Annotated in this window: 21 protein-coding genes; 12 read left to right on the forward strand and 9 right to left on the reverse strand. The window is 65.6% G+C overall.

Translation table 11 applies throughout. The features are described from left to right. Nucleotides 1–12: 12 nt before the first annotated feature. Nucleotides 13–498: a tetratricopeptide repeat protein gene (locus ACP15I_RS17210; protein WP_424965536.1), complete on the reverse strand. Its 486-nt coding sequence runs from the start codon at nucleotides 496–498 to the stop codon at nucleotides 13–15. Here ACP15I_RS17210 and ACP15I_RS17215 point away from each other — a divergent pair. Continuing rightward, nucleotides 481–1,794, forward strand: a complete 1,314-nt coding sequence (locus ACP15I_RS17215; protein ID WP_424976026.1) for a cytochrome-c peroxidase — start codon at nucleotides 481–483, stop codon at nucleotides 1,792–1,794. The genes ACP15I_RS17210 and ACP15I_RS17215 overlap by 18 nt on opposite strands. 7 nt (nucleotides 1,795–1,801) lie before the next feature. Here ACP15I_RS17215 and ACP15I_RS17220 read toward each other — a convergent pair whose 3' ends face one another. Together ACP15I_RS17220 and ACP15I_RS17225 are read right to left on the reverse strand one after the other, a co-directional pair. After that, the gene (locus ACP15I_RS17220; protein WP_424976028.1) at nucleotides 1,802–3,808 is read right to left on the reverse strand and encodes a 3-hydroxyacyl-CoA dehydrogenase NAD-binding domain-containing protein; all 2,007 of its coding nucleotides are present in this window, start codon (nucleotides 3,806–3,808) and stop codon (nucleotides 1,802–1,804) included. Beyond that, nucleotides 3,793–5,268 carry a class I adenylate-forming enzyme family protein gene (locus ACP15I_RS17225; RefSeq protein ID WP_424976029.1) on the reverse strand — a complete coding sequence of 492 codons (1,476 nt, stop codon included), beginning with the start codon at nucleotides 5,266–5,268 and terminating at the stop codon, nucleotides 3,793–3,795. Before ACP15I_RS17225 ends, ACP15I_RS17220 begins: the two co-directional genes overlap by 16 nt. Before the next feature lie 169 nt (nucleotides 5,269–5,437). On the opposite strand from ACP15I_RS17225, the gene gltX reads away from it, so the two are divergent. Together gltX and ACP15I_RS17235 are read left to right on the forward strand one after the other, a co-directional pair. Next, complete coding sequence (gene gltX, locus ACP15I_RS17230) at nucleotides 5,438–6,760, forward strand: glutamate--tRNA ligase (RefSeq protein WP_424976030.1); 1,323 nt, start codon at nucleotides 5,438–5,440, stop codon at nucleotides 6,758–6,760. A 120-nt stretch (nucleotides 6,761–6,880) separates the two neighbouring features. Continuing rightward, on the forward strand, nucleotides 6,881–8,266 hold the full coding sequence (locus ACP15I_RS17235; RefSeq protein WP_424976031.1) for an MATE family efflux transporter: 1,386 nt from the start codon (nucleotides 6,881–6,883) through the stop codon (nucleotides 8,264–8,266). On the opposite strand, the gene ACP15I_RS17240 is transcribed toward ACP15I_RS17235, so the two are convergent. After that, nucleotides 8,204–8,818, reverse strand: coding sequence for a gamma-glutamylcyclotransferase family protein (locus ACP15I_RS17240; protein ID WP_424976032.1), 615 nt, complete (start codon nucleotides 8,816–8,818; stop codon nucleotides 8,204–8,206). The two genes, ACP15I_RS17235 and ACP15I_RS17240, sit on opposite strands and share 63 nt — an antisense overlap. A gap of 108 nt (nucleotides 8,819–8,926) precedes the next feature. On the opposite strand from ACP15I_RS17240, the gene ACP15I_RS17245 reads away from it, so the two are divergent. Continuing rightward, nucleotides 8,927–9,187 carry a hypothetical protein gene (locus ACP15I_RS17245; protein WP_424965544.1) on the forward strand — a complete coding sequence of 87 codons (261 nt, stop codon included), beginning with the start codon at nucleotides 8,927–8,929 and terminating at the stop codon, nucleotides 9,185–9,187. 100 nt (nucleotides 9,188–9,287) lie between these two features. On the opposite strand, the gene ACP15I_RS17250 is transcribed toward ACP15I_RS17245, so the two are convergent. The 4 genes from ACP15I_RS17250 to ACP15I_RS17265 form a co-directional block, all read right to left on the reverse strand. Beyond that, entirely contained in the window at nucleotides 9,288–10,148 is an 861-nt protein-coding gene (locus tag ACP15I_RS17250; RefSeq protein ID WP_424976033.1) for a PhzF family phenazine biosynthesis protein, read from the reverse strand. 103 nt (nucleotides 10,149–10,251) lie between these two features. Further along, nucleotides 10,252–11,895: a CTP synthase gene (locus ACP15I_RS17255; RefSeq protein ID WP_424976034.1), complete on the reverse strand. Its 1,644-nt coding sequence runs from the start codon at nucleotides 11,893–11,895 to the stop codon at nucleotides 10,252–10,254. Between the two features lie 188 nt (nucleotides 11,896–12,083). Next, nucleotides 12,084–12,452, reverse strand: coding sequence for a preprotein translocase subunit SecG (gene secG / locus ACP15I_RS17260; RefSeq protein WP_424965548.1), 369 nt, complete (start codon nucleotides 12,450–12,452; stop codon nucleotides 12,084–12,086). Between the two features lie 74 nt (nucleotides 12,453–12,526). Next, nucleotides 12,527–12,922 carry a DUF6524 family protein gene (locus ACP15I_RS17265; RefSeq protein ID WP_424976035.1) on the reverse strand — a complete coding sequence of 132 codons (396 nt, stop codon included), beginning with the start codon at nucleotides 12,920–12,922 and terminating at the stop codon, nucleotides 12,527–12,529. A 158-nt stretch (nucleotides 12,923–13,080) separates the two neighbouring features. Here ACP15I_RS17265 and ACP15I_RS17270 point away from each other — a divergent pair, with 158 nt between their 5' ends. Both ACP15I_RS17270 and ACP15I_RS17275 read left to right on the forward strand, forming a co-directional pair. Next, on the forward strand, nucleotides 13,081–14,376 hold the full coding sequence (locus tag ACP15I_RS17270) for an adenylosuccinate synthase (protein WP_424965550.1): 1,296 nt from the start codon (nucleotides 13,081–13,083) through the stop codon (nucleotides 14,374–14,376). 14 nt (nucleotides 14,377–14,390) lie between these two features. Beyond that, nucleotides 14,391–14,621: a DUF2842 domain-containing protein gene (locus ACP15I_RS17275; protein WP_424965551.1), complete on the forward strand. Its 231-nt coding sequence runs from the start codon at nucleotides 14,391–14,393 to the stop codon at nucleotides 14,619–14,621. A gap of 96 nt (nucleotides 14,622–14,717) precedes the next feature. On the opposite strand, the gene ACP15I_RS17280 is transcribed toward ACP15I_RS17275, so the two are convergent. Beyond that, nucleotides 14,718–16,916: a hypothetical protein gene (locus ACP15I_RS17280; protein WP_424976036.1), complete on the reverse strand. Its 2,199-nt coding sequence runs from the start codon at nucleotides 16,914–16,916 to the stop codon at nucleotides 14,718–14,720. A gap of 175 nt (nucleotides 16,917–17,091) precedes the next feature. Between ACP15I_RS17280 and ACP15I_RS17285 the strand changes: the two genes are divergently transcribed. The 6 genes from ACP15I_RS17285 to ACP15I_RS17310 all read left to right on the forward strand — a co-directional run bounded on the left by ACP15I_RS17285 (nucleotide 17,092) and on the right by ACP15I_RS17310 (nucleotide 22,432). Continuing rightward, the gene (locus tag ACP15I_RS17285) at nucleotides 17,092–17,748 is read left to right on the forward strand and encodes a thiamine diphosphokinase (RefSeq protein WP_424976037.1); all 657 of its coding nucleotides are present in this window, start codon (nucleotides 17,092–17,094) and stop codon (nucleotides 17,746–17,748) included. A 103-nt stretch (nucleotides 17,749–17,851) separates the two neighbouring features. After that, entirely contained in the window at nucleotides 17,852–18,634 is a 783-nt protein-coding gene (rpiA, locus tag ACP15I_RS17290) for a ribose-5-phosphate isomerase RpiA (protein WP_424965554.1), read from the forward strand. 44 nt (nucleotides 18,635–18,678) lie between these two features. Continuing rightward, complete coding sequence (locus ACP15I_RS17295; protein ID WP_424976039.1) at nucleotides 18,679–20,130, forward strand: FAD-dependent oxidoreductase; 1,452 nt, start codon at nucleotides 18,679–18,681, stop codon at nucleotides 20,128–20,130. Between the two features lie 66 nt (nucleotides 20,131–20,196). Beyond that, entirely contained in the window at nucleotides 20,197–21,354 is a 1,158-nt protein-coding gene (gene hflK, locus ACP15I_RS17300) for an FtsH protease activity modulator HflK (protein ID WP_424965556.1), read from the forward strand. Then, a complete protein-coding gene (gene hflC / locus ACP15I_RS17305) occupies nucleotides 21,354–22,238 on the forward strand; it encodes a protease modulator HflC (protein ID WP_424976040.1) in 885 nt (294 codons plus the stop codon). The genes hflK and hflC overlap by 1 nt, the downstream gene beginning before the upstream one ends. Then, a complete protein-coding gene (locus ACP15I_RS17310; RefSeq protein ID WP_424976041.1) occupies nucleotides 22,238–22,432 on the forward strand; it encodes a DUF2065 domain-containing protein in 195 nt (64 codons plus the stop codon). The genes hflC and ACP15I_RS17310 overlap by 1 nt, the downstream gene beginning before the upstream one ends. Nucleotides 22,433–22,650 lie beyond the last annotated feature (218 nt).

Consider the following 22,650-nt stretch of genomic DNA (forward strand, 5'->3'; position numbering starts at 1 on the left):
GCTCGGTGACACTCACCGGAAGGGGTACATCCAGACCTTGTAGTCATCGACCAGCTCATGGGCTTTGGCGACCTGATCTGCGGTCATTTTCTTGCGGACCTCTTCCTGGCTGTCGGCGGCATCCGGGTCGCCGCCAATCGCGCTCAGGACGTACCACATATAGGCCCGCACCAGATCCGGGCCGGGCATCCCCAGACCCACCTCGTAATACCACCCGACCCCCGATTGCGCGCCGGGATGCCCTTTCATGGCCGAGCGCAGATACCACTCGAAGGCGCGGGTGTAGTCCTGATCGACACCAAGCCCCAGCGCGTACATCACCCCGATCAGTTCCTCGGCTTCGGCATTGCCGGACCGCGCGGCGGGCCAGAGCAGATCCTTGGCTTCGGCAAAGCGGCCCTCTTCCATCAGATCGCGCGCAGGTTCCAGATCGGCGAAAGCTGGACTTGAAACTCCGATAAAGAGCGCCAAAATCGCCCCATGCAGCGCTGCCTTCATCTTGTCGCTTTCCTTTTCGCAGGCCCCGCTCTGGCGGAGCTTCCGGATCCTCTCGGGCCGGGGGATTTTCATCCGTTCGATCCCGATCATGCGAGGATCGGTCAGCTTCTGTTTTATGACAAGATCCTGTCGGGCAACAGAAACATCTCTTGCGGGACCTGCCATCACCATGACCATGGGGGCGCGGATGGGCTGAGCCTCGGGATCGGCGAAGGCGGGACCGGGGTCGGGCCCAAGCGCACGGCGGGGAGGGGCGACGACCGGATCCGCAAACGGATCCCGCGCAATGCGCCGGCATTGTGGAACCTCGGGCATCGCGATGTGGAGGTTCTCTTCCATGACGGGCGGCTGGAGGTCTCGGACCTTTATGGAAACGGATTCAACTCACCCGCGCAGGAGTGGTTGCCCGAGGGCTTCGAGAGCATTCTTGCCGCGCAGGCCGTGCTGCCGCTGGTGGCGCAGTTCGAGATGGCCGGGAACCCCAAGGAGAACGAGATCGCGGGCGCGGTCCATGACCGGATCGACGCGGCTTGGCCGATCCTCGCCAAACGGGTGCGTACGATCCCGGACTATGGCGCGATGTTCGTGGCGAGCTTTGACCATATCGACGCGCCCGAGCAGGTCACGATTGTCGAGATCGCCAATGCGCTGGCTGCGTTTATCGGCACGGAATGGGCCAATTTCGACAGCCCCTTTGACGCCTATCTGGCCGGTGACACGGACGCGCTCAGCCCCGAGGCGGCCCGGGGCATGGATCTGTTCTTTGGCGATGCGGGTTGCGCGACCTGTCATTCCGGCCCGCTTCTGACGGATCAGGAATTCCACGCCCTTGGCCTGCCCGCCTTTGGCCCCGGCCGGACCCGGCAATGGGATCCGATCCCGCGCGATATGGGCCGGGTGGGGGAGAGCAACCGGCTCGAGGATGCGTACCGGTTCCGCACGCCGCCCCTGCGGAATGTCGCCCTGACCGGGCCCTATGGGCATAACGGCGCCTATCCGACGCTGGAGGGGATCCTGCGCCATCATCTCGACCCGGCCGCGGCGCGCGCCGGGTGGACCCCTGCGGTGGCGCAACTGCCCGAGGTGCCCTGGCTGGCCGAGATCGATTTCGTCATTCGGTCGGACCGGGCCGAGATCGCGCGTCAGGCGGCGGTTCTCGATATCACGCCCGTGACCCTGTCCGATGCGGCGGTGGCGGATCTGGTCGCCTTTCTTCATGCGCTGACCGGAGAGAGTGCTGAGACCCGGCCGCTCGGGCGTCCTGAGACCGTGCCGAGCGGCCTGCCCGTGGACTGAGCGGGGCTCAGTTCAGATCGGCGAGGCTGCGGCCCTCCAGATGGAGCTGCTGCAGGATCTCGGGTGCGCTGCCGCCGAGCCGGTCGATGAACGTCCCGAGCCCCATTGTGTCGGCCCAATGCATGGGGCCGCCCAGATGGCGCGGGAAGCCGTAGCCAAAGAGTGTGACCGCGTCGATGTCGATCGGGCGCAGGGCGATCCCCTCGGCGAGGATCTGCGCCCCTTCGGCGGCCATGGCGGTCAGGTAGCGGGTGGTGATCTCCTCAGGCGTGAAGCTGCGCGGCGGGGTGTGACGCGCGGCGTCGATCAGCGGGGTGACATCCGGGTTCGGCACCCGAGACTTGCCCTTGTGCAGGTAATAGCCCCTCCCGGTCTTGCGCCCGAACCAGCCCCTGTCGCAGAGCGCGTCCGAGACGGGGGCCACCTCGCCCCGCCGTTGACGCCCGGCCTGCCCGATATCGAGCCCGGCGAGATCCGAGACGGCGAAGGGGCCCATGGCAAAACCTGCGGCTTCGAGTGCGGCGTCTACCTCCCACGGGGTGGCGCCCTCAAGGACCAGCGCGTCCGCCTCGGCCCGGACCCGGGCCAGCATCCGGTTGCCGATGAACCCGTCGCAGACCCCGGCGCGCACGGCCACCTTGCGCAGCCGCTTGGCGAGCGCGAAGCCCGTGCGCACCACCTCGGGCGCGGTGTCGCGGGCCACCACGACCTCCAGCAGCCGCATGATATGGGCGGGCGAGAAGAAATGCAGACCGATCACATCCGCCGGGCGCCCCGTGGCCGCCGCGATCCGGTCGATATCGAGGTAGGAGGTGTTGGTCGCGAGGATCGCCCCGGCCTTGCAGGTGGCATCGAGCGCGCGGAACACCTCCTGCTTGAGGTCGAGATCCTCGAAAACGGCCTCGATGACCAGATCGACCTCCGCCAGCGCGCTCAGGTCTTCGGCGGTTCGCAATCCTGCCCGCGCGGCCTCGGCCCCGGGGGTGCTGAGCTTGCCGCGCGCGACCGCCCCGTCCAGCGTCCTCATGATCCAGTCTTCGGCCTCGGCGCGGATCGCGGGCTTGGGCTCGACCAGCGTCACGGGCAGCCCCGCCATCAGCAGCGCAACCGCGATCTCGCGCCCCATGGTGCCCGCGCCGAGCACGCCGGTGCTCTGGATGTCGCGGGGGGTGGCGTCGGCCTCGGGGATCTTGGCCACGGCGCGTTCTGCGAAAAAGGCGTGGATCAGGGCGGCGCGCTGGGGCGAGGCCATGCAGTCATTGAACAGGGTGCGCTCCTGCGCGAGCCCTGCGTCGAGCGGCAGCGCACTGGCCGCCACCGCCTCCACGCAGCGCAGCGGCGCAAAGAGCGGCGAGGCTGCGGCCTTGCTGCGCGCGGCCTCCAGCGCGGCTTGATCAGGGGGCACGTCGCAGGCCCCGGTGACCCGGGTCGCCAGATCGCCCGCGAGGACGGCCTCGCCCATCTGCAGGGCGATCTCCGCCGGTGCGCCTTCACAGATCCGGTCGATCAGGCCGAGCTCCAGCGCCTCCTCGGCGCCGATGCGCCGCCCGGTGGTGATCAGTTCCAGCGACGGGGCCAGACCCGCGAGCCGCGGCGCGCGCTGGGTGCCGCCCGCGCCGGGCAGGATGCCGAGCGTCACCTCGGGAAAGCCGAAAAGCGCACCGGGCAGGGCCACCCGCGCATGGGTCGCAAGCGCCACCTCGAACCCGCCACCCAGGGTCGCGCCATGCAGAACCGAGATCACTGGCGTCACGCAGCGTTCCAGCACGAGACAGACCTCGGGCAGGAGCGGGTCGCGCGGTGGCTTGCCGAACTCGCGGATATCCGCACCCGCGATGAAGCCGCGCCCGACACCGTAGAGCACGATCGCCCTGATTTGCGGGTCCGCATCGAGGGTGTGCAGGGTCTCGACCAATGCGCTGCGCAGCCCGTGCGAGGCGGCGTTGACCGGTGGATTGTCGAGGGCGACCAGCGCGACCTGTCCGCTGCGCGTCGTGGTTACTGGGCCGGGCATGGGGTCTCCGTCTCGGGGGGCAGATCATGGGGCAGGTCATGGGCGAACATGTCCAGCAGTTTGTGTTTCAGGATCTTGCCCGTGGGGGCGGTGGGCAGTCTGTCGACCACGAGGATCCGCGCCGGGATCTTGTAGGGGGCCAGGTCCGCGCGCAACCAGTCGCGCAAGGCCGTCTCGCGCACAGGCGCGGTGGTCTGGACGAAGGCGAGCACCTCTTCATCCCCGGCGCGGGGGCGCCCGATCACCGCGGCCTGGGCCACATCCGGGTGGAGCGACAGGGCCGCCTCGACCTCGGGCGGGTAGATGTTGAAGCCGCCGCGAATGATCAGCTCCTTCGCGCGGCCAAGGATATGCACCGCGCCATCGGGGTCGATCCTTGCAAGATCGCCGGTGCGCAGCCAGCCATCGGGGGTCAGGGCTGCACGTGTTGCCAGCGGGTCGCGGAAGTACCCGCGCATCACCCCGGGGCTGCGCAGTTCCAGCGCGCCCTCGGGATCGAGCCGCAGGTGCACATCGCGCAGGGCGGTGCCGACAGAGATATCCGCGCGCGGCGCGGCGGGGCGCGTGGCACAGATCCCCGGGCTGGCCTCGGTCATCCCGTAGCCATTATGCAGGGGCAGGCCATAGCGCGACTCGATCCGCGTCTTCCAATCGGGATCGAGCGGTGCGCCCCCGGCCGAGAGATACCGCAGATCCGGCGCGGAGCCCGCGGTCGTCTCGGAGATCAGCCGGGCAAACATCTGGGGCACGCCGGGAAAGACGCTGACCCCCGCGGCCAGCGCGGCAGCCACGCGGGCGGGATCGAACCGTGCCATGGGCCAGAGCCGCGCGCCAGTGGCCAGCGCCGAGAGCACCACCGAGGCAAAGCCGAAGATATGGGTGATTGGCAGGACCGCGAGCACCAGATCCCCCGGCACCATATCCCGCAGGTCGGCGGAGGTCCGGGCATTCCAGCACAGGTTGGCATGGCTCAGCATCACGCCCTTGGGGGTCTGTGTCGTGCCGGTCGTGTAAAGGATCGCGGCAATCCGGTCCTCGGGCCGCGCGGGGCAGGCCGAGGGGGGCACGGGCTCGGGCGGGGTCATGTCCAGCCCGTCTGCCAGCGGGTGCGCGCCCAGCGTTGTGCCATGGTTTGCTGCCTCGGGCGAGCTGTCGGGGGTGATCAGCACGGCGCGCGGCTGCAGATGTGTCCGGAGTGCTGCGATCTCGGCGGGGGTGTGGCGCGCATTGACCGGCGCGACCGTCGCACCAAGGCGACTGAGCGCGAGGATCGCGTGAATGGCCGGGCGGCAGGTCTCGGTGATCAGCATCACCCGGTCGCCGGGATGCACCCCATGCCGCGCCAGCGTCTCGGCCAGTGCCGATACCGCTGCGCGCAGGTTGCCATAGCTGTGCCCGTCCCGGGTCCAGTGAGATGTGTCCGGGGCTGCAGCGATCAGATCATGCAAGAACCCCGTCACGTCCGGTCGCCTGTTTCAGCGCCCATGTCCTCCCTCCTCCCAAAGTTCGGCAGCGCTATGGGACGGGAACTTGCCGCGATTGTCAAACACCCGCCCGGGGCGCGGCCTGCGGCATACTGCGTGGACAATGGCGCGGGAGTATGGAAAGGGACCGGGCAAGGAGACCACCATGACCACCACCCGTTTCGCGCCGTCGCCCACCGGCTACCTTCATGTGGGCAATCTGCGCACCGCGCTGTTCAACTACATGATTGCCCGCAAGGCCGGCGGGACGTTCATCCTGCGCATCGATGACACGGATCCGGAACGCTCCAAGCCGGAATATGTGGACGCGATCCAGGAGGATCTGAGCTGGCTCGGGATCACCTGGGACCGGATCGAGTTCCAGTCCAAGCGGCTGGATCGCTATGCGGAGGCCGCCGATGCCCTGCGCGCGGCGGGGCGGTTCTATGAGGCATTCGAGACGCCGACCGAGCTGGACCTCAAGCGCAAGAAGCAGCTGAACATGGGCAAGCCCCCGGTCTATGACCGTGCGGCGCTGGCCCTGTCCGAGGACGAGAAGGCCGCGCTGCGGGCCGAGCGGGGGCAGGGGGTCTGGCGGTTCAAGCTAGATCACGAGCGGATCGCCTGGACGGACGGGATCCTCGGGGATCTGTCCATCGACGCGGCATCGGTCTCGGACCCGGTGCTGATCCGAGGCGACGGTCAGGTGCTCTATACGATTGCTTCGGTGGTTGATGACACCGAAATGGGCGTGACCCATGTGGTGCGGGGTTCGGACCATGTGACCAATACCGCGACCCAGATCCAGATCATGGCCGCGCTCGGTCATGGCCATCCGGAATTTGCCCACCACTCGCTGCTGACCGGCCCGCAGGGCGAGGCGCTGTCCAAGCGGCTCGGCACGCTGGCCCTGCGCGATCTGCGCGCCGACGGGATCGAGCCCATGGCGCTTCTGAGCCTGATGGCGCGGCTCGGCTCGTCCCAGCCGGTGGAGCTGGTCGACAGTCTCGATGCGCTGATCGAAGGGTTCGATCTGAGCAGTTTTGGATCCGCGCCCACCAAATTCGACCGTGACGATCTGCTGCCGCTGACGGCGCGGTTCCTGCACGGAGTCCCGTTTGCCGAGATGGCCGACGAGATCGCGGCGCTGGGTGTGCCGGCGGATCTGGCCGAAACCTTTTGGGAGGTTGCACGCGCCAATATCACCACGCGCGCGGATCTGCCGGGCTGGTGGCATCTCTTCCGCGATGGCGGGGCCCCCAAAGTGGCCGAGGAAGACCGCGATTTCGTCGCCGATGCCTTCGCCCGCCTGCCGGAGCCGCCCTATGGCCCGGACACATGGTCGAGCTGGACCGCCGAGGTGAAAGCCGCGTCGGGCCGCAAGGGCAAGGGTCTCTTCATGCCGCTGCGCCGGGCGGTGACCGGGCTCGACCGCGGTCCCGAGATGGCCGATGTGATGCGCCTGCTGCAGAAAAAACCGACGCTCTGAGCGGATCCGGCCCGGCTTGGGCCCGGCGGTTGGCCGGGCCTGCCGCGGATGCGCGCGCCAGACCTTCGGGTTGGACAGACGGTTCCGGGCTCGCTACGCTCGCGTGACCCCGGAGGCCCGATGGCCGAAGCTGCCAAATTCCTGACAGGCAATCTCTTTCGCCATGTCACCGTGATGTCGCTGACCGCGTCGGTCGGGCTGGTCGCGGTGTTTTTTGTCGATTTCCTCGACATGATCTTCATCGCGATGCTGGGGCAGGCGGAACTGGCCGCGGCGGTGGGCTATGCGGGGGCGATCCTGTTCTTCACCACCTCCTTCGGGATCGGTGTGGCCATCGCCACCGGGGCGCTGGTCGCCCGGGCGCTGGGGGCCGGGGATGAAGACCTCGCCCGGCAACGGGCCTCGACCTCGCTGATCTACGGGGTGCTGTTCGGGGCGCTTTTTGCGGCCCTGGTCTGGGTCAATCTCGACATGCTGGTGCATCTCATCGGTGCAGAGGGGGCCACGGCGGATCTTGCGGTACTGTACCTTCAGATCGTGGTGCCGAGCCTCCCGCTCCTGATGATCGGGATGGCCGGGGGCGCGATCCTGCGCGCCCATGGGGCGGCGCGCGCGGCGATGATGGCGACGATCTGGGGCTCACTGGTCAATGGCGTGCTCGATCCGATCCTGATCTTCGTCCTGGACCTGGAGCTGGTCGGTGCAGCGCTCGCCTCGGTGGCGGCGCGGATCGCCATTGCCGCAGTCGCCCTGCGCCCGATCTTCCAAGAATATGGCGGCTTGATCCGGCCCGGCCTGCGCCGTCTCGCGCAGGATTTCGGGCCGCATCTGACCATCGCGGCCCCGGCGATCCTGACCCAGCTCGCCACACCGCTGGGGCAGGCCTATGTCACCCGCGCCATGGCGGCCTACGGTCCGGATGCGGTGGCGGGGCTGGCCATGGTCTCGCGCCTGACACCTGTGGCGTTCGGCGTGATCTTCGCGCTGTCCGGGGCGATCGGGCCGATCATCGGTCAGAATTTCGGCGCAAACCAGCCGGACCGGGTGCGGCGGGCCTTTCGCGACGGGCTGTTGTTCACGGCGCTCTATGTGGTCGCGGCGGCGCTGCTGCTTTATCTGGCTCGGGCACCGCTGGCGGACCTGTTTCAGGCCACGGGCGAGGCGCGGGCGCTGGTCTACCTGTTCTGCGGTCCCCTGGCGCTGACCTTCTTTTTCAACGGCGCACTCTTCGTGGCCAATGCGGCCTTCAACAACCTCGGCCACCCGTTCTATTCGACCTGGCTCAACTGGGGGCGGCACACGGTCGGCACGATCCCGTTCGTGATGCTCGGCGCGCTCTGGTTCGGGGCGTTGGGGGTGTTGATCGGGCAGGCGGTCGGCGGAATTCTCTTCGGGCTTCTGGCCATCTGGCTGGCGCGGCGGGTCATGGCCCAGCCCGGCAGCTCAGAGCGCGCGCCCTTCGCCCGGCAGGCCCGTCTCCTCGGGCTGTTGCACCTGCGCCGATAGGGCGGCGAGGGCGCTGTCGACAAGCGCCCGGTCCGCGTCCTGCAAGGGGCGGGCCCGCGGATAGATCGGCGCGCTCCGGTCGTTGAGCACCGGACCATCCCAGCCATCCGTCGTCTCGAAGAAGGCCTCGGCACCCGCGCGCCCGAACTCCGCAAGATACCCGCCGATCACCGTGTCGAGATAGCTCAGCAGGATCGGATGGCGCTGGTCCGGATCCGCGACATGGTGGGGACTGGCCTCATAAACATGCAGGTCGAGCGCGGTCGCCTCGGCTTGCTCATGGGGCCCAAGCCGGATCCGGTCATAGGCCCGCTCCCTTGCATCCAGAGCCGCCCAATCCGCGTTCGGCACGGCCGCAACGAGCCCGGCGATGGATGCGCCCGGCGCGCGCGTGACCGTCAGGAAGGCGACCTTGCGATGGCGGGAGTGCCGCCAGACCCGACGCCAGCCCCGTACCTCTGCCCGCATGCGCACCGGATAGTCATGGGTGCCGCGATGCACGAGCGAGCCATAGCCAAAGAAATGCGGGGTCTCAGCGGGCAGGAGCGTCATGGCGGAACCTTGCCCGGATCAGCGCGTTTCAACAAGTAGGGGTCCCGGAAACTTGACCCTGCGCATGTGCGCCACATGTACCCCCCTACCAGACCTTATGGAGAGACCATGTCCAATCTCGAAGATCGCCAGCGCGCCTATATCGACAACCCCTACGCAGAGAAGCACGCCGCGGCCCTCGCGTCCATCGAGGCCGAGAAGCGCCGCAAGGAAGCCTCGGGCTACGCCTGGATGGCGGCAGCTGCGGGATATGGCGAAGCGGTTCAGGGCGGCAGCAAATTCGGCAAGGTGGCCGGCGCGTCGAAATGGTTCGTTCTGTGGTTCGCGATGATCGTGCCGAACCTCTTGCTGATCCGCGTCATCTTCTGACAACGCCCGCCCTTCGGGCGAACTCTCCGGTCTCTGGACACGGGAACGAGCCGCGCGGGCCAGCGCGGCTTTTCTGCGTTCGGGCCGGCGGCCAAAGCGGTCAGGGACGACAGATGCGCCCCTGCGAGATCGGCACGGCCTGCCCGCTGATCCGCACGCAGGACAGGGCGCCATCGGTCACCTGGGCCTCGAACCCGATCCGGCTCAACCGCCCCATATCCTCGCCCTGGGTCAGGCTGAGGCGCGTGGTACCCTCGGGCAACGCGCCAGAAACCAGCAACTGCGCGGCGAGGATCGCGCTGGCCGAGCCGGTCGCAGGATCCTCGGGGATCCCCGCAGTGGGCGAGAACATCCGCGCGGCATAGCCCTCTGGCGTCGGGGTATAGAGATAAGCGCTGTCCACGTCGCAGGCGGTCATCAGCTCGGACCAATAGGGTTCGATCGGGCGGGCGCGCCGCAGGGCCGCGCGATCCGCCACGGGAAGATAAGCAAAGGCCGGTCCCCCGGCAAACACGCCGGGACGGTGGCGCCCGAAGCCCACACCGTCCAGCTCGACCGCGCGCGCAGCCAGCGCTGGATCACACTCTGGCCCATGCGGGTGGGGCAGGACCGGCGCCGAGAGCGTGGCGCGCCCGTCGGCAATCTCGACCGGCACAGGGCCCGCGTTCTCGCCCAGCACCACCTGATCGAGACCGCGCTGTGCCGCAAGATGCAGGGCGCAGCCGATGGTCGGATGTCCGGCAAAGTCGATCTCACCGGTTGGAAAGAAGATCCGCACCCGCGCCGTCTGTGTCGCATCCTCCGACCGCTGGACAAAGATCGTCTCGGACAGGTTGAACTCCCGCGCGATGATCTGCATCTGCGCCGTGCTCAGCCCGTCTGCCTCTTCGACAATGGCCAGCGGGTTGCCCGTGAACGGTGTGTCGGTGAACACGTCATAGACATGAAACGGAAGCGTCATCGCAGCCTCTCATTGTTCCGGAAATACTCCGGGGGAGGCGCATCGCGCCGGGGGCAGAGCCCCCAGACTCCCGCGCACCAAACCTTGCGCCAAACCCTGCGCCTCAGACGAGGCGGCTGTTCTCCTTGGCGGCCCGCACGAAATCCGCAAAGAGAGGATGCGGCTCGAACGGCTTAGACTTTAATTCCGGATGGAATTGGACGCCGATGAACCACGGATGGTCCTTGACCTCGACAATCTCGGGCAGGCGGCCATCGGGGGACATGCCGGAAAAGATCAGGCCCTCGGCCTGCAATTGATCCCGGTATTTGATGTCCACTTCGTAGCGGTGGCGATGCCGTTCCTCGATCGTGGTGCTGCCATAGATCCCGGCGACCTTGGAGCCCTCGACAAGCTGCGCGGTATAGGCCCCGAGCCGCATGGTGCCGCCCTTGTCATCATCGACCTTGCGCTCGACCTTGTGATTGCCCTGCACCCATTCCTTGAGGTGATAGACCACGGGCGTGAAGCGGCGCTTGCCCGCCTCGTGATCGAACTCCTCGGAGCCTGCATCGGTTAGGTCCGTGAGGTTCCGCGCGCTCTCGATCACGGCCATCTGCATCCCGAGGCAGATCCCCAGATAGGGGATCTTGTGCTCGCGGGCGAATTGCGCGGCCTTGATCTTGCCCTCGGTGCCGCGCTCGCCAAAGCCGCCCGGCACGAGGATGGCATCATATTTCTCAAGATGCGGCACCGGGTCCTCGCGCTCGAAGATCTCGGCGTCGATCCATTCGGATTTCACGCGCACCCGGTTCGCCATGCCGCCATGGGTCAGGGCCTCGGCGATGGATTTATACGCGTCCTCGAGCTGGGTGTACTTGCCCACGATCGCGACGGTCACCTCACCTTCGGGGTTGTGGATCCGGTCGGCCACGTCATGCCACACGCTCAGGTCCGGTTTCGGGGCGGGCGAGATGCCGAACGCGTCGAGCACCGCCTGATCGAGCCCCTCACGGTGATAGGCCAGCGGCGCCTCGTAAATGGATTTGAGATCCTGCGCCGCGATCACGCTCTCGGGGCGGACATTGCAGAACAGTGCGAGCTTGTCGCGCTCCTTCTGGGGGATTACCCCCTCGGAGCGGCAGACCAGCACATCGGGCGCGATGCCGATGGAGCGCAGCTCTTTCACGGAGTGCTGAGTCGGCTTGGTCTTCAACTCGCCCGAGGCCGCGATCCAGGGCAGCAGCGTGAGATGCATGAAAATGCATTGCCCGCGCGGCTTGTCCTGTCCGAATTGGCGGATCGCCTCGAAGAAGGGCAGCCCCTCGATATCGCCGACCGTGCCGCCGATCTCGCAGAGCATGAAATCGACCTCGTCATCGCCGATATCGATGAAATCCTTGATCTCGTTGGTGACATGGGGGATCACTTGGATCGTTTTGCCGAGGTAGTCGCCCCGCCGCTCTTTCTCGAGCACATTTGAATAAATCCGGCCCGAGCTGACGGAATCGGTGCGCCGCGCCGCGACGCCGGTGAACCGCTCGTAATGGCCGAGGTCGAGATCGGTCTCGGCCCCGTCATCGGTCACGAAGACCTCGCCATGCTCGAACGGGCTCATGGTGCCGGGATCCACGTTCAGATACGGATCCAGCTTGCGCAGGCGGACCGAAAATCCGCGCGCCTGCAGCAGTGCGCCGAGGGCCGCAGAGGCCAGTCCCTTACCCAGCGAAGAGACAACCCCGCCCGTGATGAAAACATAGCGTGCCATTGGGCTCGGCTCTCCCGTCCATCCCCGTTTCCCTGGGGATCTTGCAAAATTTTGGAAAGGATGCAGGGGAATCGTGGCCCCTGAACCCGTGTCTCCACGGGATTTAACCTGTAAAGGATTCGTCCCGCTTTGGCAACCGGACCGCTATATCCTGCGGTCCGCGTTAACTTTTTCCCTAGGACTAGGGTTTACTCCGCGCGCGGCGGCAGCAGGGGCTGGTCGCTGGACGCGGGCGGCAACAGGTCCGAGGCCGGGGGCAGCAGGTCGTTCTGCTCCACCGGGGGCGGAACGGGCTGATCGGTCAGCCGGTCCAGCACGGAGGCGTTGTTGGAATTCGCCGCGGCGAGGATCGTCAGCGTGATCGACGTGCCGATAAAGGCGATGGCCAAAACCCAGGTCATCTTGCCGAGGGCGGTCGCCGCCGACCGTCCGGTCATGGCGCCGCCGCCACCACCGCCACCCATACCCAGACCGCCCCCTTCGGAGCGCTGCAGGAGCACCACGCCAATCAGCGCAAGCGCCAGGAGCAGGTGGACGATCAGGATGACGTTTTCCATGGACGGTTCGGCCTCGTTATGCGGACCCCGGCTACCTAAGGCGTCCGGGACCGGCTCGCAAGCCCTCAGATGTCTCAGGCGTCCACGTCATCCACATCCGCCTGCCCGCTGAGGCGGCGGCGCACGATGCTCCAGCTCAGCCCGACCCCCAGAACGATGGACAGCGCGAGAATGCCCAGCCAGGTCTGGACCCCGGGATTCTCCAGCCGCAGCAAGCCCAGATCATAAAGAACCCAGATCAGAGCGGCGAAAATCGCGGTAATCAGGATCATCCCGAAAAGCCCGATGGAGCGCAGGGTCGCGCGCAGAAAGATGATATAGCCGACACTCAGCAGGAGCCCGAGCAGGACCACCACCGACAATTGCGCCTCGTGATTGCCCAAAGCCCAGCGAATATAGTTGAAATCCGTCGGATTATAGGTGGCAGCCAGCAGCAGGAATGCCGCCAGCCAGCGGATCAGGATGTCCATCTTTGTCCCTCGTTTTGGCGCGCCTTTGCGCCCGTGCTGCCAAATACCGCCCCGCGCGTCCAGTGCTGCGCGCCCGCGCCGCGCATTTTGCGGTTTCCCCACCGGACCAGCATGGATATACCGGCGCGGGTTTCCTGAAACACGAAGTGAGGGCCGAGATGGCGAACGTAGTGGTCGTGGGCGCGCAATGGGGCGACGAGGGCAAGGGCAAGCTTGTGGACTGGCTCTCGGAACGCGCGGATGTGATCGCACGTTTCCAGGGCGGACATAACGCAGGTCATACGCTTGTGATTGATGGCGAGGTCTACAAGCTGAACGCGCTGCCTTCTGGCGTGGTGCGGGGCGGCAAGCTCTCGGTGATTGGCAACGGGGTCGTGCTCGATCCGTGGCATCTGGTGAAGGAGATCGCGCAGATCCGCTCGCAGGGCGTCGAGATCACGCCCGAGACGCTGATGATCGCGGAGAACACGCCGCTGATCCTGCCGATCCATGGCGAGCTGGACCGCGCCCGCGAGGAGGCGGCCTCCAAGGGGACCAAGATCGGGACGACCGGGCGTGGAATCGGTCCCGCCTATGAGGACAAGGTCGGGCGCCGCTCGGTCCGCGTGGCGGACCTGGCCGATGCCGCGACGCTCGAGGCGCGGGTCGATCGCGCGCTGCAGCACCATGATCCGCTCCGCAAGGGGCTGGGGATCTCGCCCGTGGACCGTGATGCGCTGATCGCGCAGTTGCAGGAGATCGCGCCGGCGATTCTCGAATACGCGGCTCCGGTCTGGAAGGTTCTGAACGAGAAGCGCAAGGCGGGCCGCCGGATCCTGTTCGAAGGGGCGCAGGGCGCGCTGCTGGACATCGATTTCGGCACCTATCCCTTCGTGACGTCTTCGAATGTGATCGCCGGTCAGGCCGCGACCGGGGTCGGGATCGGGCCCGGTTCCATCGACTATGTGCTGGGGATCGTGAAGGCCTATACCACCCGGGTGGGCGAAGGGCCGTTCCCCACCGAGCTCGACACGCCGGAGGGGCAGCGTCTGGGCGAGCGTGGTCGTGAATTCGGCACCGTCACCGGGCGCAAGCGCCGCTGCGGCTGGTTCGATGCGGCGCTGGTGCGCCAGACTTGCGCGACATCTGGGGTCAACGGGATCGCGCTGACCAAGCTCGATGTGTTGGACGGGTTCGACACGCTCAAGATCTGTGTCGGCTACGAGCTGGACGGAGAAACGCTGGATTACCTGCCGACGGCGGCGGATGCCCAGGCGCGGTGCAAGCCGGTCTATGAGGAAATCGCCGGTTGGTCCGACAGCACGGAAGGCGCGCGGAGCTGGGCCGACCTGCCGGGCAACGCGGTGAAATATGTACGCCGGATCGAGGAGTTGATCCAATGCCCGGTGGCGCTACTTTCCACATCACCGGAACGAGATGACACGATCCTCGTGACCGACCCTTTCGCGGACTGAACACGGGCAGAGAGATGGCGTTATCTTACAAGGCGCGGCGACGATGGGCGCTGGTGATCCTACTTTTGGGATTGCCAGCCTATATCGTGGCGGCGGTGACGATCCTGAACCTGCTGGACCGTCCGCCCTTCTGGGTTGAACTGAGCGTCTATGTCGGGCTCGGGATCATCTGGGCGGTGCCGTTCAAGTTCGTGTTCAAAGGGATCGGGCAGCCTGATCCGGATCAGCCGCGGGACGACGCCTGACGACGCAGGGCGGGGTGGATGCATCGGAAAGATGAGGCATCCGCGGCTGTGTCTGGTTCCAAACCGTGCGGGTCTGTCTGGCTGGCTCGCGCCATCCTAGCCGTTCGCCACGAAACGCGAGTCCGTTGAAATCACGAACTGGCCACGCTCGATCTTTTCGATCGTGCCATTGCGCAGAAGATCCCCGAAACTCCGCAAGGAGTCCTCGCGGGAAAAACTGCGATCGTGGTCGTGGCGCATGACCATATGCATGACCTCCGGACGCGAGAAATAGGTCTTGCCCTCCACGACGCTCAGATAGGCCGCTGCGGCTTCGAGCAGTTCGTGCAATTCGGTGGCGCCGACGGAGTCTGCGTAGGTCGCGAACCCTGTGTCCTGCGCGCGGGTTTTGTCCTGACCTGCGATGGCGGTGCGGGTGATCCGGCGCGGACGGACGGCGGGATCCGTGTCCTCCCAATTCACCCGTGCCTGAGGAACCAGCATCAGAGGCGGGGGACTGTCCTGTGCTGCGGGGCTGCTGTGTTTGATCTCCGCCGCGCCAATCGCGTCCTCGAGATCCGTGATGTCGGCTTGCGGCGCCGTTTCCGCGCTATCCGCAGGCTCAGGGGCGGCTGTCGCATCATCCAGCTCCAAGCCTTGGTCGTGCACCTCAGCGTCCATCTCGGTCTTGGATTTGCGCTTGCCCGGGATAAGGCGCTCGGCAAATGTCGCGGCCACCGCGGCCTTAATATGGCTCAGGGCACTGCGGCGATGCTGCGCGCCTTCCTCGTTGAGCGCATCATCGGTCTTGGCGAGGATCCGGTCCACGGTCTCGGCATCATCAACGGGTGAGAACAGCGCAGAGCGGTCTTCGGGCGCGGGCGCCTCGTCGAAGAGAATGTCATCCGCGAGGACCGGCTCGGGATCCGCTGGCACGTCCTCCTGAGCGTCCGTATCGCGCCGGAACGCCTGCGGACGCTGAGCATCGCGCCCTCGCAGAAGGGAAACGGCGGCTTCGAGATCGGAGTGTTGGATGCCGAGGGGCGGAATGGTGTCCGATTCCGCAGCACTGTCAGTATCCTCAGCCAGTTGCTCTTCTGCGACATCATCAGTGGGGTCTGCCTGTGCCACGGGGGTGGAACGCTCCGGCGCTGTGGCGGTTTCCGGAGTTTTCTCGGTTTCACTGAGCTGGGCGAGGGTCGCGGCAATGACGTCTTGCTCCACGTCATCCGACAGCGCGTCCTCGACGGGGGCGTCTGACTGCGCCTTCTCGGCGATGCTGTCCTCAGCGGGATCGTTGTGATCAATGCGAAGATCCGCATCGAAAGCGTCCACGAGCTCGGTATTGTCGCCAGCAATCCGGGCGAGGAGTGCCTCGGTTTCGTCTTCGTGGTCGACTTCCGGGCTTGTGTCGTATTGGGGCGCGCGCGAGGTTTCCTCAGCCTCAGCCTCAGCCTCAGCCTCAGCCTCAGCCTCAGCCTCAGCCTCAGCCTCAGCCTCAGCCTCAGCCTCAGCCTCAGCCTCAGCCTCAGCCTCAGCCTCAGCCTCAGCCTCAGCCTCAGCCTCAGCCTCAGCCTCAGCCTCAGCCGGCTTCGGTTCCACAATGGCGCTACTGTCCTGAGACGGCAGGACATAGGTGACATCGTCTGTCAGGTCGTCGCTATCCTCGACCTCGAACCGCGCTTCGAGGTCGGCAGTGCTGTCGGCGACATTTGCGGCCACCACCGAGCGGATCCGCTGCAACTTGGCGGCGATGCTGGAGGCGCTGAGGCCGGTGGCGGTCAGATCCGGTGTGGCATCCGCAGGGACGCTGGGGCGGGGCAACTCGGTTGAGGGGATCTGGAAAAAGGCGTTCACATCCTCGACACCGCGCCATGCCTCGGCGTCCTGCAGGGGCGTCGGATCCTCGGCAAAGACCGGAGGTTCCTCATGGGCAGTCACGATCGGATCCGCGAACACGGCCGCTGCGATGTCGGGCTCGGTCGGGGCGACGGCATCCTCGTAAACCGTTTCGGTCTCGGAAGGCATCTCATCCTCGGCCAGGTCGCTGCTGGGGTCCGGCTGCGCCTGTGTCAGATGAACGCCCCCGTCGCGCAGATCCGCATTCACGTCGGTCGTGGCGCGGCGCTGGGCGATGTTCTGAAGCATCTGCGCATCGGGCGTCGGAGGCTCGGCACCGAAATACCGATCCTCGGCGGCAAGATCGCGAAAATACTCGGCGATGTCCTTCATCGCCGAGAACGGATCCTCGAACCCCTCAAGGGTGCAGGAGAAGGTCCCGTAAGAGACCGTCAGGATCTTGTTCGAATCTTGCATGTGCCTGCTCACTTCCTTCCCCCGAGCCAGCTGACATAAAATACGGGCTGCAATTTCCATTTCACAAACAAAAACAAGAAAAATTCCCTAATTTTCAGCAATTATGGTTGAAGTTTGGCAAGCCTCGGAAAATGGTCATGAAATGGCCCAACTCCCGAAAAATTCCGCCACATTCGTGACATATTTGGGTGCTGGGCCTGCGCCGATTCCCGTGATTCAGGCGGCGCTGGCCCAGGCACCGATTCTCATCGCGGTGGATGGTGGCGTCGCCCATGCAGCCGCACTTGGTGCCGTTCCGAGCCATATCCTCGGGGATCTCGACAGCCAGCCCGACGCGCTGCCGCCTGCGTTTTCGGACATCCCAGTGACGCATATTCCCGAGCAGGAGAGCACGGATTTCGACAAGGCGTTGCGCACGGTCCCGGCGGATCTGGCGCTGGGCGTCGGCTTTCTCGGGGGGCGGGTGGATCACGAGCTGGCCTGTTTTCACACTCTTCTGCGCCATGCCCATCGCAAGGTCCTGCTGATTTCGGAGACTGATGTGGTGACCCTGGCGCCGCCGCGCGCTGTGCTGCGTCTGCCGCAAAAGACCCGCCTGTCCCTCTTTCCGATGCAGCCGGTGCGGATGACGACCACCGGGCTGCGCTGGCCCCTCACGGCGGAGTGGCTGGATCCGCATGACCGCATCGGCACGTCCAACAGTGTGGACGCGCCGCGAGTCACAATCGAGGCCTCGGACCCGGCCTGTCTGGTGATCGCGCCCGCCGAACACCTCGCGGAACTGATCGAATACCGGCGGCAATCGGAGGGTTGGCCTGAAAAACGCGCATGAATCCGCGGAGGATCACGAGAATTTCAGGAAAATCGCGGACCGGTCTCGCGCATCGCGCGCTTTTGTCCCATAAGCGGCCCGTGACCGTCGAGGAGCAGGCCCTATGTCCGGAGAATTGTCCCCCATTGATCGCGCCAAATACGTCGCGGCCAAACGCGCAGTCGAGTTCATCGAAGATGGTATGCGCGTCGGCCTTGGCACCGGCTCAACCGCGGCCTGGATGGTGCGCCATCTGGCCGAAGTGGTGGCTGAGGAGGGCATGCAGATCACCTGCGTTGCGACCTCCACGCGCACCGCGGAGCTGGCGCGCGAACTGGGCCTGACGGTCACGACCCTCGACGATGTCAAATGGCTCGACCTGACCATTGATGGTGCGGATGAGTTCGACCCCAGCCTGAACCTGATCAAGGGCGGCGGGGGCGCGTTGCTGCAGGAGAAGATCGTGGCAACCGCATCGGACCAGATGATCGTCATCACTGATTCGTCCAAGGCCGTGGCGACGCTCGGGGCCTTTCCGCTCCCGGTGGAGGTGATCAAGTTCGGGTGGGAGACCACCAAGACCCTGATCGAGGAGACGCTGGTCAATATCGATGTGACGGGGCGGGAAACCCGCCTGCGGATGGACGGAGACGCGCCCTATATCACCGATGAAGGCAATGTCATCGTCGATCTCGATCTGCAACGCATTGGAAACGCTCGCCAGCTCTCGCTGGTGCTGAACCAGTTGCCGGGCGTGGTGGAGAACGGGCTTTTCCTCGATATCTGCGACGTCGTGGTGATCGGCAAGGGCGACGGATCCGTCGAGCTGCGCGATATCAATGCCGGAAGCGTGCACCAAGAGCAGGTTGAAGTCCCCGGCGCGGGCAACGTATTCTCCGACCTGTAACGACCGGGCCGGGTGGGCCCGGCGTGGAAGACAGGAGCGACCCCATGAGTTTTGACTACGACTTGTTCGTCATCGGGGGGGGCTCCGGCGGCGTCCGTGCGGCGCGCGTGGCCTCGGCCGAAGGGGCCAAGGTGGCGCTTGCCGAAGAGTATCGCATGGGCGGGACCTGCGTGATCCGGGGCTGCGTTCCCAAGAAACTGATGGTCTTTGCCTCCGGCTATGGCGAGATGCCCGAGGAGGCGCGCGCCTATGGCTGGGACATCCAGGATGGCGATTTCGACTGGCTGCCCTTTCGGACCAAGCTGAATTCCGAACTGAACCGGCTGGAGGAGGTCTATCGCAGTCTTCTGAACGGCTCGGATGTGGAGATTTTCGACAGCCGCGCAACCCTCGCCGATCCGCATACGGTGAAGCTTGCCACGGGCGAGACCAAGACCGCCAAGCATATCCTGATCGCCACGGGCGGGCACCCGGTGCGCCCGGATCTGCCGAACGCACATCTGGGCATCACCTCGAACGAGATCTTTCAGCTCGAGAGCCTGCCGAAATCGGTTCTGATCATTGGCGGTGGCTACATCGCCTGCGAGTTTGCTTGCATTCTCAACGGGTTGGGCGTGGAGGTCACGCAGTATTATCGCGGGGCGCAAATCCTGCGGGGGTTCGATGACGAGGCGCGCGGGCTGGTGGCCGAGGCCATGCGCGAGAAGGGCGTGAACCTGCATCTCGGCACGAATATCGTCGAGATGCGCGCGGCCTCCGATGCCGAAAACGCGCAGATCCTGACGAGCACGGACCCGGCCATGGGAGGCGCAGCTCAGGACACGGCGGCGCTGACCGAGGCGGGATCCGGAAGTGGTCCGGTTTGGGTCAAGGCCACCAATGGTCAGGAGGGCGTCTATGATCAGGTGATGTTCGCCACCGGGCGCAGCCCGTCCACATCCGGGCTCGGCCTGGAGGAGGCCGGGGTCGCTGTCGGGCGGCGCGGTGAGGTGGTCGTGGATGACTATTCCCAGACCAACATCCCCTCGATCTATGCCATCGGCGATGTCACCAACCGGGTGCAGCTGACACCCGTGGCCATCCGCGAGGGCATGGCCTTCGTCGAGACGGTCTTCAAAGGCAATCCCACCAAGCCCGATCACGAGCTTATTCCCTCGGCGATTTTCACCCAGCCCGAGCTGGGCACGATCGGTCTGAGCGAGGAAGAGGCCCGCGAACAGGAGCCGGTGGATATTTATTGCACCTCCTTCCGGGCGATGCAGGGCGCCTTTGCCGGCAAGTCCGACCGGGTGCTGATGAAGCTCGTCGTTAGTCAGGCGACGGACAAGGTTCTGGGCTGCCACATCGTTGCGGATCACGCGGGCGAGATGATCCAGCTTGCCGGGATCGCGGTGAAAATGGGCGCGACAAAAGCAGATTTCGACAGGGTCTGCGCGGTGCATCCGACCATCTCCGAAGAGTTGGTCACGATGAAATCACCGATGCGGAGCGCTTGATATCCGGGCGTGCGCAACCATGTCCTGAGGGGAGTTACGACGATATGCAGACGACAAGGAAAACGGATGGCGAATAACAACGGTGGACCCTGGGGCGGCGGGGGTGGTCGCAACGGTGGCGACAACCGAGGCGGTGACAATCGCGGCGGCCGACGGCCCGGTGGCCCCGGTGACAACGGTCAGATCCCGGAAATCGACGAGATCATGAAAAAGGGCCAGGAGCAGCTGCGCGTCCTCATGGGCGGTCGCGGCGGCGGCACCAACGGGCGTGGCCCGGGCGGTGGCGGCGGTGGCCCGAAGATCACCAAGGGCACGGTGGCCCTGGCCGCTCTGGCTGCGGTGGGTCTCTGGGTGTATTCGTCGCTCTACACGGTGCGGCCCGAAGAACAATCGGTCGAACTGTTCCTTGGAGAGTTCTCCGCCGTGGGCAATCCCGGTCTGAACTTCGCCCCCTGGCCGCTGGTGACCGCCGAGGTCCTGCCGGTGACGCGGGAAAACACCGAGGAGATCGGCACATCCCGCACCAGCAGCGCGCGCGGTGAAGATGGTCTGATGCTGACGACAGACGAAAACATCGTCGATATCGACTTCGATGTGGTCTGGAACATTTCTGATCCGGCGCAATTCCTCTTCAACCTGCGGGATGGTCAGCAGACCGTGCGCGCGGTGTCCGAGGCCTCCATGCGCGAAGTGATCGCGCAGTCCGAACTGGCGCCGATCCTCAACCGGGACCGCGAACTGATCGCGCAACAGGTGCAGGATCTGATCCAGACGACCCTCGACAGCTATGACAGCGGCATCAACATCGTCCGTCTCAACCTCGACCGGGCCGACCCGCCCGAGCAGGTGATCGATGCGTTCCGCGAAGTGCAGGCCGCCGAGCAGGAGCGGGACCGGCTGGAACGTCAGGCCGACGCTTATGCCAACCGTGTTCTCGCGGGCGCGCGTGGTGAAGCAGCGCAGCTTCTGGAACAGGCCGAAGCGTACCGCGCGCAGGTCGTGAACGAGGCCGAAGGTGAAGCCAGCCGCTTTACGGCGGTTCTGTCCGAGTATCAGAACGCCCCGGAAGTGACCCGCAAGCGTCTCTATCTGGAAACGATGGAGCGTGTTCTGGGCGGGATCGACAAGGTGATCCTCGACAATAATGTGGATGGCGGCGGCCAGGGTGTCGTGCCCTATCTGCCCCTGAACGAATTGCGCCGTCCGGCCGGAGGGACGAACTGATGAAAAAAGGTCCTGTCGCCCTCATCGCGGCTGCAGCCGTGGTCTTCGTCGCGGTCAATTCGCTCTTCATCGTGGATGAACGCGAGAAAGCCCTCGTCCTCCAGTTCGGTCAGATCAAGGCCGTCAAGGAAGACCCGGGTCTCGCCTTCAAGATCCCCTTCATTCAGGAGGTCGTGCGCTATGACGACCGGATCCTGAGCCTCGACACCCAACCGATCGAAGTTACGCCGTCGGATGACCGGCGTCTGGTCGTCGATGCCTTTGCGCGGTACCGGATCTCGGACGTGGTCCAGTTCCGGCAAGCGGTCGGCGTGGGCGGGATGCGGGTGGCCGAGCAGCGGCTCGAAGCCATTCTCAACCCGCAGATCCGGGCCGTACTCGGTTCGGACGGGGTTACCTCGAACACTATCCTGTCCTCGGATCGTGGCGCGCTGACGGCGCGGATCACGGCCGGCGCCCGGGCGCGTGCGCTTGATATCGGCCTCGACGTGGTCGATGTGCGTCTCAAGCAGACCAACCTGCCGACGCAGAACTTGGATGCCACCTTCGCCCGGATGCGGGCGGAACGGGAACGGGAAGCCGCGGACGAGATCGCGCGTGGTGAGGAAGCCGCCCAGCGGGTGCGCGCCCAGGCCGACCGGACCGTGGTCGAGCTGGTCTCGGAATCCCAGAAGGAAGCCGACATCACCCGAGGTGAGGCGGATGCCCGTCGGAACGCCATCTTTGCCGGGGCCTTTGGCGCGGATCCTGAATTCTTTGAATTCTACCGCTCCATGACCGCCTATGAGCGCGCGCTGCAAGGCTCGAACTCGACCATGGTCATCGCACCCGACAGCGAGTTCTTCGACTATCTGGACGGCACTGCGGCACGCGCCGATCGGTGATGGAAACGCTGCTGACCGCCCTCGGGCTGGTCTTCGTGATCGAGGGGCTGGTGTTCGCACTGGCCCCTTCGCGTATCGAGGATCTGTTGGCCGCATTTGCCCGGATGCCCGTTACCACACGACGCGGCTTGGGTTTGGGCGCGATTGCCCTAGGTACTATCTTGGTTTGGGTGGGAAAGAGCTTGGCCGCATAGCCGTCCCATGGAAGACTTCCGCCCGAGCAGGTCACGTCTACGTGACGGCGCGCGAGAGTCAGACCGCTTGAATATGGCGCAGGCAATGAAAACATCTGGGACAGCATGGGCTCTGTCCCGTGACGAGACCTAAAGACCCGCTCCCCCGTGGCGGATGTTCAGGAGGACCCCAAGAGTGAACAGACACGAATTACAGCGACGCGAGCCGCAGGTCATTG

The sequence above is a fragment of the Dinoroseobacter sp. S124A genome (assembly GCF_049801015.1).
In the GTDB taxonomy this organism is placed as follows: Bacteria; Pseudomonadota; Alphaproteobacteria; order Rhodobacterales; family Rhodobacteraceae; genus Dinoroseobacter.

Bases quoted from the DNA above. Each gene is read 5' to 3' on its own strand.
- ACP15I_RS17280 (WP_424976036.1), bottom strand. From the start codon at position 16,916: ATGCAAGATTCGAACAAGATCCTGACGGTCTCTTACGGGACCTTCTCC.
- ACP15I_RS17275 (WP_424965551.1), top strand. From the start codon at position 14,391: ATGGCGTTATCTTACAAGGCGCGGCGACGATGGGCGCTGGTGATCCTA.
- ACP15I_RS17265 (WP_424976035.1), bottom strand. From the start codon at position 12,922: ATGGACATCCTGATCCGCTGGCTGGCGGCATTCCTGCTGCTGGCTGCC.
- ACP15I_RS17295 (WP_424976039.1), top strand. From the start codon at position 18,679: ATGAGTTTTGACTACGACTTGTTCGTCATCGGGGGGGGCTCCGGCGGC.
- ACP15I_RS17240 (WP_424976032.1), bottom strand. From the start codon at position 8,818: ATGACGCTCCTGCCCGCTGAGACCCCGCATTTCTTTGGCTATGGCTCG.
- ACP15I_RS17235 (WP_424976031.1), top strand. From the start codon at position 6,881: ATGGCCGAAGCTGCCAAATTCCTGACAGGCAATCTCTTTCGCCATGTC.
- ACP15I_RS17310 (WP_424976041.1), top strand. From the start codon at position 22,238: ATGGAAACGCTGCTGACCGCCCTCGGGCTGGTCTTCGTGATCGAGGGG.
- ACP15I_RS17255 (WP_424976034.1), bottom strand. From the start codon at position 11,895: ATGGCACGCTATGTTTTCATCACGGGCGGGGTTGTCTCTTCGCTGGGT.
- hflC (WP_424976040.1), top strand. From the start codon at position 21,354: ATGAAAAAAGGTCCTGTCGCCCTCATCGCGGCTGCAGCCGTGGTCTTC.
- gltX (WP_424976030.1), top strand. From the start codon at position 5,438: ATGACCACCACCCGTTTCGCGCCGTCGCCCACCGGCTACCTTCATGTG.
- ACP15I_RS17215 (WP_424976026.1), top strand. From the start codon at position 481: ATGCAGCGCTGCCTTCATCTTGTCGCTTTCCTTTTCGCAGGCCCCGCT.
- ACP15I_RS17270 (WP_424965550.1), top strand. From the start codon at position 13,081: ATGGCGAACGTAGTGGTCGTGGGCGCGCAATGGGGCGACGAGGGCAAG.
- ACP15I_RS17210 (WP_424965536.1), bottom strand. From the start codon at position 498: ATGAAGGCAGCGCTGCATGGGGCGATTTTGGCGCTCTTTATCGGAGTT.
- rpiA (WP_424965554.1), top strand. From the start codon at position 17,852: ATGTCCGGAGAATTGTCCCCCATTGATCGCGCCAAATACGTCGCGGCC.
- ACP15I_RS17250 (WP_424976033.1), bottom strand. From the start codon at position 10,148: ATGACGCTTCCGTTTCATGTCTATGACGTGTTCACCGACACACCGTTC.
- hflK (WP_424965556.1), top strand. From the start codon at position 20,197: ATGGCGAATAACAACGGTGGACCCTGGGGCGGCGGGGGTGGTCGCAAC.
- ACP15I_RS17220 (WP_424976028.1), bottom strand. From the start codon at position 3,808: ATGCCCGGCCCAGTAACCACGACGCGCAGCGGACAGGTCGCGCTGGTC.
- ACP15I_RS17245 (WP_424965544.1), top strand. From the start codon at position 8,927: ATGTCCAATCTCGAAGATCGCCAGCGCGCCTATATCGACAACCCCTAC.
- secG (WP_424965548.1), bottom strand. From the start codon at position 12,452: ATGGAAAACGTCATCCTGATCGTCCACCTGCTCCTGGCGCTTGCGCTG.